Annotated in this window: 5 protein-coding genes and 1 pseudogene; 1 reads left to right on the forward strand and 5 read right to left on the reverse strand. The window is 42.1% G+C overall.

Annotated features, from left to right (window positions below; genetic code table 11):
* Positions 1 to 92: 92 nt before the first annotated feature.
* On the reverse strand, positions 93 to 2468 hold the full coding sequence (locus MKR94_RS05625; protein ID WP_241645992.1) for a glucose/quinate/shikimate family membrane-bound PQQ-dependent dehydrogenase: 2376 nt from the start codon (positions 2466 to 2468) through the stop codon (positions 93 to 95).
* 321 nt (positions 2469 to 2789) lie between these two features.
* Here MKR94_RS05625 and MKR94_RS05630 point away from each other — a divergent pair, with 321 nt between their 5' ends.
* Positions 2790 to 3809 carry an alpha/beta hydrolase gene (locus MKR94_RS05630; RefSeq protein ID WP_241645994.1) on the forward strand — a complete coding sequence of 340 codons (1020 nt, stop codon included), beginning with the start codon at positions 2790 to 2792 and terminating at the stop codon, positions 3807 to 3809.
* Between the two features lie 17 nt (positions 3810 to 3826).
* Here the strand turns inward: MKR94_RS05630 and MKR94_RS05635 are convergent, their stop codons facing one another.
* The 4 genes and pseudogenes from MKR94_RS05635 to MKR94_RS05650 form a co-directional block, all read right to left on the reverse strand.
* Positions 3827 to 4252 (reverse strand): GFA family protein, encoded by a 426-nt coding sequence (locus tag MKR94_RS05635; protein ID WP_241645996.1) that lies wholly within the window; start codon positions 4250 to 4252, stop codon positions 3827 to 3829.
* A 1313-nt stretch (positions 4253 to 5565) separates the two neighbouring features.
* The gene (locus MKR94_RS05640; RefSeq protein WP_241645998.1) at positions 5566 to 6303 is read right to left on the reverse strand and encodes an ABC transporter ATP-binding protein; all 738 of its coding nucleotides are present in this window, start codon (positions 6301 to 6303) and stop codon (positions 5566 to 5568) included.
* 2 nt (positions 6304 to 6305) lie between these two features.
* Positions 6306 to 7106 carry an ABC transporter permease gene (locus MKR94_RS05645; RefSeq protein WP_241646000.1) on the reverse strand — a complete coding sequence of 267 codons (801 nt, stop codon included), beginning with the start codon at positions 7104 to 7106 and terminating at the stop codon, positions 6306 to 6308.
* Positions 7106 to 7592: pseudogene (locus MKR94_RS05650) on the reverse strand (rhamnan synthesis F family protein); the annotation flags it as partial. The gene MKR94_RS05645 and the pseudogene MKR94_RS05650, both read right to left, overlap by 1 nt.

Genomic DNA, 7592 nt, shown 5'->3' on the forward strand with positions numbered 1-7592 from the left:
TTACTTTCCATAAAAAAACCCCGAATAAATCGCTTTATTCGAGGCTTTTGATCATCAGTAGACATCACCCGCTACGTGGTGATGCCGACCTATTACTTTGCGTCAGGAAGTTTATACGCAATGATGTAATCGCCCATAGTCGATCCAAACGAACCGTGACCACCAGCATTAATTACCACATATTGCTTACCGTCCACTTCATACGTCGATGGCGTTGCTTGTCCACCAGCAGGTAGACGCGCTTGCCATAACAATTTACCGTCACGCACGCTGTAAGCACGCAAGTAGTTATCTAACGTTGCGGCAATAAAGAAGACGTTACCGGCTGTAGTAATTGGTGCACCCAACATTGGCGTACCCACTTTCAGCGGTAAAGGAATCGGTGAGCTATCGCGGATGGTACCGATGCGTTTCTTCCAGATGATTTCGTGGTTTTGCAGATTCACCGCAGAAACGAAGCCCCAAGAAGGTTCCATACATGGCAGACCAAACGGTGACAGGAACGGATTAAGTTCTACACCAAACTTAGCACCGTATTGGTGTTGTAGCCCTTTTTCACTGCCTGACCCTTTAGCACCGTTCTCATCGGGTTCCATTGGGTTATTTGGACCACGAGGAATCAGTTTAGAGACAAACGGCAGTTGCATTGGGTTAGTAATAGCAAACTGTTTATCCGTGTTAACGGAGATACCGCCCCACTCGAACATCCCTAAGTTACCTGGGAACACTAAGGTCCCTTGAACAGAAGGAGGAGTAAACGGACCTTCATAACGCAGACGGTGGAACATGATTCGACAGATCATCTGGTCGAACATGGTCGCACCCCACATTTTCTTATCTGTCAGGTGCGCCGTTGGACGGTAGCTGAATTCAGAATAAGGTTGGGTTGGCGACACATGATCACCTTCTGCAGCGCCTTGTGGCACTGGATGTTCGTTAGCAGGGACGACAGGTTTTCCTGTGACACGGTTCAGAACAAAGATATCACCCGTTTTCGCTGGTGCATAGATGACTGGTACAGTATTACCTTGTTGATCTTTGATATCAGCTAAGGTTGGCTGAGCCGGCACATCCATATCCCACAGATCGTGGTGAACTGTTTGGTAGAACCAAGCCAGTTTACCCGTTGAAGCATGTAGTGCAAGAATACCGGTCGCAAACTTCTCTTGATCTGGGGTGCGGTTACCGCCCCAAATATCAGGAGTACTTACACCCATTGGGATGTAAACGATATCTAATTTTGCATCATAAGCAGATGGCGCCCAGGAGTTCGGTGAGTTTGGCGTGTAGCTTTCACCGTCTGCAGGGATAGCGTTAGGATCTTTAGCACCTGGATCGAAGGCCCAAAGCAGTTGCCCAGTATTGACATCAAATCCACGAATGACACCTGAAGGTTCTTTCGTTGATAAGTTATCGGTTACCGCACCCGCTATGATAATCACTTTATCGGTGACGATTGGCGGAGAGGTTGGCTCATAGCCACCTGGGTAAGCGTGAGGTTGTTTATGTTGTAAGTCGATTTCGCCGTTGTTCGCGAAGTCTTTACAAACCTGACCGTTTTCCGCATCCACCGCAAACAGACGACCATCGTTTACAGGTAATAAGATACGACGTGAACAGGCAGCAGGTTGGCTTCCGTTGGTAGGCGTAGCCGAAACTTCGTGATATGAAACACCACGGCAAGTTAAGTGCTGGAAAGTCGAGTCGTACTTGATTTTTGGATCAAAACGCCATTTTTCTTTACCCGTCGCGGCATCCAAGGCAATAAGGATCTGGTGGGCAGTACAGGTATAGAGCATATTGCCGACTTTAATCGGCGTCGATTCGTTAGTGATCTCACCTGGATCATCAGGACGATGCAGGTCACCCGTCCGGTATGTCCAAGCAACTTGTAGGTCTTTGACGTTCTGCTCATTAATTTGAGTCAATGGCGAGTAACGTACACCGTCTTGCGTACGTGCATAGGCTGGCCAATCTTGCGCAGCAACGCTTGGCGCCGCTAGCGCTTCGTTATTAACGTGCAATGTGCCATCGATTTCTTGCGGGTCTTTGACCACAAAACTCGCACCGACCATCAGTAGGTTAACAATAACACCGACTGCCATTGCAGTACGTGGCGTGTTACCTGCGTCAGCACGAGAAATTTGGCGATAAACTGGCGGGAGTAGCATCCAGATACCGAACAATGTCCAGATACCTAAGCGTGGCGCTAGTGCCCAGAAGTCAATACCACACTCAACATAGGACCAAATCGCGGTCGCGATAAGGATTAAGGCGTAGACGAAAAACGCGCCGCCTTTACGTTTAGCCAGTTGCGCGGTGAAAAGCGCCATGACAAGGCCAGCAATCAAATAGTAGCTGCTACCACCGATTGCCAACAAGTATCCGCCACCAATGACTAACCATAAGCAGCAGAAGAGAGAGAATAATAACGTAATGAGACGTAAGCCTCTGCGTTCCCTAGACATCGAAATCTACCTTAAATAAACCGCTATTTTAAAATGTAAAAATCGGAGCAATAAGACCGCCCTAAAGCAGGAAATTTATATTTTTAATTACTCACGTCGGATGAAGCTTGCCGCACCAATCTCCGATTTTTCACATTCACCTGCGATGAAAAATCCGCCAACATGTAACCACTGTTTACGAAATTCTCATAACGCTGGTTAGTATGGCTTATTAATAAAAAATATCTATACAAAATATGACTAATAGCACAGTTCTTTGACAATTTTTATGATGGTTCCACTAAATATTTAACATCTAGAATACAAACAGGGAGTAAAAGCATGAAAAAAACGCTTTTTATAGCACTAGGTTCTAAAGGACTCGGGTTATTAGCCATAAGCTTTATGATTTCGGGATGCCAATCTTTCGCCATTTCGTTAACGCATGGCGCGATGGAAAATGAAACGACGAAAAAGAACGTTCAAGCATTAGCTGCCTATGCAGATAAGAATGTTAAGAACGACTTGAAGATCACTGCCGATTACCGTTATGGTGAGTTACCGAGTTCAAGAATGGATATTGTGACCCCGAGTACCCGGCCCGGACAACACTATCCAGTCATCGTGTTAGTGCACGGTGGTGGCTGGGTAGCGGGGAATAAAGAGAGTATGTTGGCCTATGCAAGGCTCTTAGCCGACAAAGGATTTGCGGTAGTCAATGTTGAGTATAGTCTGGTACCTACCCAAGCCTTCCCCACCCAACTCAAACAGCTTAACCAAGCCTTACAGGCACTCAGTACCTTGCACGATTGGCCACTAGACCTTAATCGCCTCTTTCTCAGCGGAGACTCTGCCGGTGCGAATATTGTCAGTAACTATGCCGCTCTACTTTACTCCCCCACGTTACAACAGCAGCTGGCGATCACCCCTGCTATCCAACCTCACCAGCTTAAAGGCTTAGTCTTACACAGTGGCGTCTATGATATCGCGAGTTTATATCAAAGTGGCCAGAAGCTTCCTTGGACGACGCGCTGGATCATGCAAGAGGTATTAGGCGCTTATAGCGGAGAAACCCCACCTAGCCTGAGAAAACTTTATGCGATGTCGGCAACACCTTGGCTGACGACCCACTATCCTCCTGTATGGATTAGCGCGAGCGATAATGATTTGCTGACCCAAGGACAATCACGCCCCTTTATAGAACGCTTAACCGCACTCAATGTTCCTGTTGAGGCACATATCTATCCTAAACAATGGCCTGAGCCACTCAACCATGACTTTGAATTCAGCATGCAGTATCGCGCGAGCCAGCAGGTCTTCGATAGCTCAGTTGACTTTATTCGCCGCTACTCAGATAGATAGTAAATACTTACAAACTATCATTCTAACTGGAGCACCTTAAGTAGCTGCTCCAGCGATTGAACTGGCGTGCTGTAAGAATGGATGGCAGGTGGATAAGAGGGTGATACCGAGGATTGTAGACAAAAATCAGCCACACACTGGTACTGCTCTATCCCTTCTAATAGCCCCAAAGGTACCCAGAAATATGGGACCTGCGCTAACGGATTAGGAACCGTGCTACCGCAGTGCTGACAAAAGTCATTACGATAACCGGTCTCTTTCCTCCAAGAGTGAATACTCGCTTCGCCTGTAGACCAAGCAAAGTCTCGATGATGCACTAGCGTTGCGAAATTAGATTCAGTCCCTGTTTGACGACGACATAAGGAGCAATGGCAACGATAGAAGGTTGTTGGGCTATAGGATAAGGTAAATTTTATTAAACCGCATAAACAAGAGCCTTGCATAGTCTGCTCAACGTGTTGTGTGAGGATGAGCCACTATACCTAACATTCGATCTATTCAGTGCAAAAACTTTATGAGTTCGCCGCTGATTGACTATTGGTTAGTAGCAAGTACTAACGTACATTCTCCTATAGGCTGAGTAAAACACAGACTCATGGAGAGTAGGCTAGGGATTAATCATGGCTTCATCACGTGCCACATTACTGGGTATTTCTGCAATTTTACTCTAGAGTACCCTCGTAGGCCTTATACGTCAGGTAACGTTTTACTTCGGGCCAGTCGGAGGCTCGGCACTGTTCTATTTTGCTTCCAGCACATTGTTAGTACTTACTATCAGCTTACCTAAAGTGAAAGCTTTCCCAAAAGTGTACCTATATTTAGGTACCCTGCTCTTCGTTGCTTACGAAATCTGCTTGTCGCTTTCGCTTGGCTTCTCTACTTCAAATATTTAAGCGATACAGATTGGTCTAACCAACAGTCTATGGCCAGGTATGACCCTACTTTTAGCGGTACTTCGCAATGGACAGCGTTCGAAATGCTTAATGCTCCTCGGCATAGCAATTAGCATGCTAGGGATTAGCCAAGTCCTCGGGTAGGGCCAAGGTAATTTATGCAATCTATGCTAGCCAATCTAGGCGAGAATCCATTGCGCTACGGTCTTAGCTCCTCCAGTACGATAATCTAGAGTCTATATTGTGTGTTAATCAAAAGACTTGCCAACGGCTGTAACGGTACCACCCTGTACTTTATGCTGACCGCCATCGCCCTGTGGAGTGGGTTTTCTACTTACGCGCCCTCCCTATCTAAACTTTACCTCGACAAATATTGGGGCGCTCTGTCTACTCGCCTGCGCGATGGGCTTAGGTTACGCCGCGTGGAATGCGGGTATCTTGCACGGCAATATTAGGTTGCTCGCTGCCCTCAGCGACTTTATCCCGGTGATTTCGAACTTATTTCAAGTGTTTGGTTAAGCCAGCCATTAAGTGGCATTTTTTGGATCGGAGCGTTGTTAGTATGTGGTGGATTGTTGGTGTGCTGGGTGGGGGGAGTAAGATGACTCAATATAGTAGTAAATAAATGGACAAGATAAATTTTATCACTAAAAGTATAAAACCGTAACAATTAAAAAATGATATAACTATATTAAGAATATTTCTTAATCAAAAGAATTGAGTGTATTTAAAATTTTCCCCTAGGTATAGAGGACCAAAATAAGTAAATCAGGTAAAATATGATAGTAAACTACATCTTAAAAAGATTTTAACCTGTCCTTAAGGTCCTCAGTACTTTAAAAAATACTTATACTATAAATTTTTCATTTAAAATAATGACTAAGCACTTGCTCAGGACTTCCATCCATTTTTACTTTCCCATGTTCTAACCAAATAATTCGAGTGCAATTCTTTGAGAGAAGTTCATAACTATGACTAGCTAATATAAGTATTTTTGTAGAACTAATAATCTCAGACAATCTCCTTTCAGCCTTATCTTTGAAACCTTCATCTCCGACTGATAGCCATTCGTCCATTATTAATATTTGAGGTTTAAATATTGTTGAAACACTAAAACCCAGCCTCATTTGCATTCCAGAAGAGTAAGTCCTTACAGGCATATCAATAAAGTCACCTAGATCAGTAAAAGAGATAATATCATCTATCTTGCTACTTATTTCTTTTTTATTTAACCCTAGTAACGCTCCGCGTATATATATATTTTCTCGGCCGGTGAACTCAGGATTAATACCTAAAGATATTGATACTAAAGAACCTATGCTACCCACTATTTTTGCATCACCAGATGTTGGGTAATAAACTTTACTAAACATCCTTAGTAGCGTTGTTTTACCAGAACCATTATGTCCGATAAGGCCAACGCGCTCCCCATCATTAATCTCTATGTCGAGATTACTCAAAGCAGTAACTACAGCCCTTCCATTTTTACTGCCTAGCTTACCGCCTGTAGCAAATCCAATAAAATTTTTCTTGATAGACCTAGAAGCAGCATCATATATAGGGAAATCTAAGCTCGCACCTTCTAACTTTATTAATGCCATATCTATACCCAATAAGGAACTTTATATTTTAATTTACCGATAACAAGGATCGATAATAATAATCCCATTAAAGCCATCGATAATGTATATGTGTATGTTGTAATTGTTGGCACTTGGCCAAGGAGAGGAGCTCTAACCAGTTCAATTAAATGATAAAAAGGATTGAATTGTAATAATTTTATACCTACATGGTGTGAAAGTAGTTTTGGCATCCAAATTACTGGAGTTAAGTAAAAGACCACTTGCATTATGCTAAGTACTATTTGAGTCATATCTCTGAAGCGAGCACATACAATTGCAAGAAGGAATATAATCCATAGTAAATTCATTATAAGAATAATGATACCAGGTATCACAAGCAGCGAACTTATATTTATTTTTATAGAAAACAAGATAATTACAATAGGAAAAATTGCAATATTATGTAAAAATATAATAAAATTTTTCCAAAGTGTTCTCATCATATGAACACCTAACGGGATAGGTAGTTGCTTTATAATACCCTCGGATGATATTAGTGCATCACATCCTTCGGTAATCGCCCCTATTATAAATGACCATAAAATTAGTCCTAAAGTTAAAAAAGGAAGAAACTCTTTAATATCTGTTTTAAATAAGTTAGCAAATACCACTCCCATAGTGGTAATCATCACGGCCATACTGATTGTTATCCAAAATGGCCCCAAACGTGAACGCTTGTATCGTTGACGTATATCTTGACCACCTAACACCATAACTAATTGATATGACATTATTGTAGAGAAGAAATCTTTAAAACCTATCTTAATATATTTATTATTCATTACAAAAGCCCGTAAATAAATGCCCTTCTATTAATTCCATATAAGAATTTCTTTCCATAAGGTCTACTTGTTATTATTTCGAAAAAATCATCCTGTTGTTCCTCGGAAATTTGATTGGTTATTTTTATTATATTCTCCAAATCACAAACACCCCTGTATAACAAATCTAATTTTATTATTGGTAAACCTAGCTGGTGTAAGGCTATACAGTTATTGTGTATCTGTGACCCAAGCTGAAAATCAGTTAAATAGATACCAACCAATTTATCTCTTAAAACTTTACCATTCTCAATTGAACTAAATTTACAAGATGATATAAAATTGGATATTTCTAAATAGCTCGGGGATTTACTCTCCCCCGCCTCATCACCTACTTTTTCATTAATATATAAATCATAAAATGATCTAAGAATAGGATCTTTAACAAAATGTAGATATAAATATTTTTCTATCCACATCTCACTACCTTCACGCCTATATAAATAA

The sequence above is a fragment of the Rosenbergiella metrosideri genome (genome assembly GCF_022602565.1).
Classification (GTDB): Bacteria; Pseudomonadota; Gammaproteobacteria; order Enterobacterales; family Enterobacteriaceae; genus Rosenbergiella; species Rosenbergiella metrosideri.

What these genes read in the sequence shown, in the direction of transcription:
- MKR94_RS05625 (WP_241645992.1), bottom strand. Translation starts at nt 2,468, where the DNA reads ATGTCTAGGGAACGCAGAGGCTTACGTCTCATTACGTTATTATTCTCT.
- MKR94_RS05630 (WP_241645994.1), top strand. Translation starts at nt 2,790, where the DNA reads ATGAAAAAAACGCTTTTTATAGCACTAGGTTCTAAAGGACTCGGGTTA.
- MKR94_RS05635 (WP_241645996.1), bottom strand. Translation starts at nt 4,252, where the DNA reads ATGCAAGGCTCTTGTTTATGCGGTTTAATAAAATTTACCTTATCCTAT.
- MKR94_RS05640 (WP_241645998.1), bottom strand. Translation starts at nt 6,303, where the DNA reads ATGGCATTAATAAAGTTAGAAGGTGCGAGCTTAGATTTCCCTATATAT.
- MKR94_RS05645 (WP_241646000.1), bottom strand. Translation starts at nt 7,106, where the DNA reads ATGAATAATAAATATATTAAGATAGGTTTTAAAGATTTCTTCTCTACA.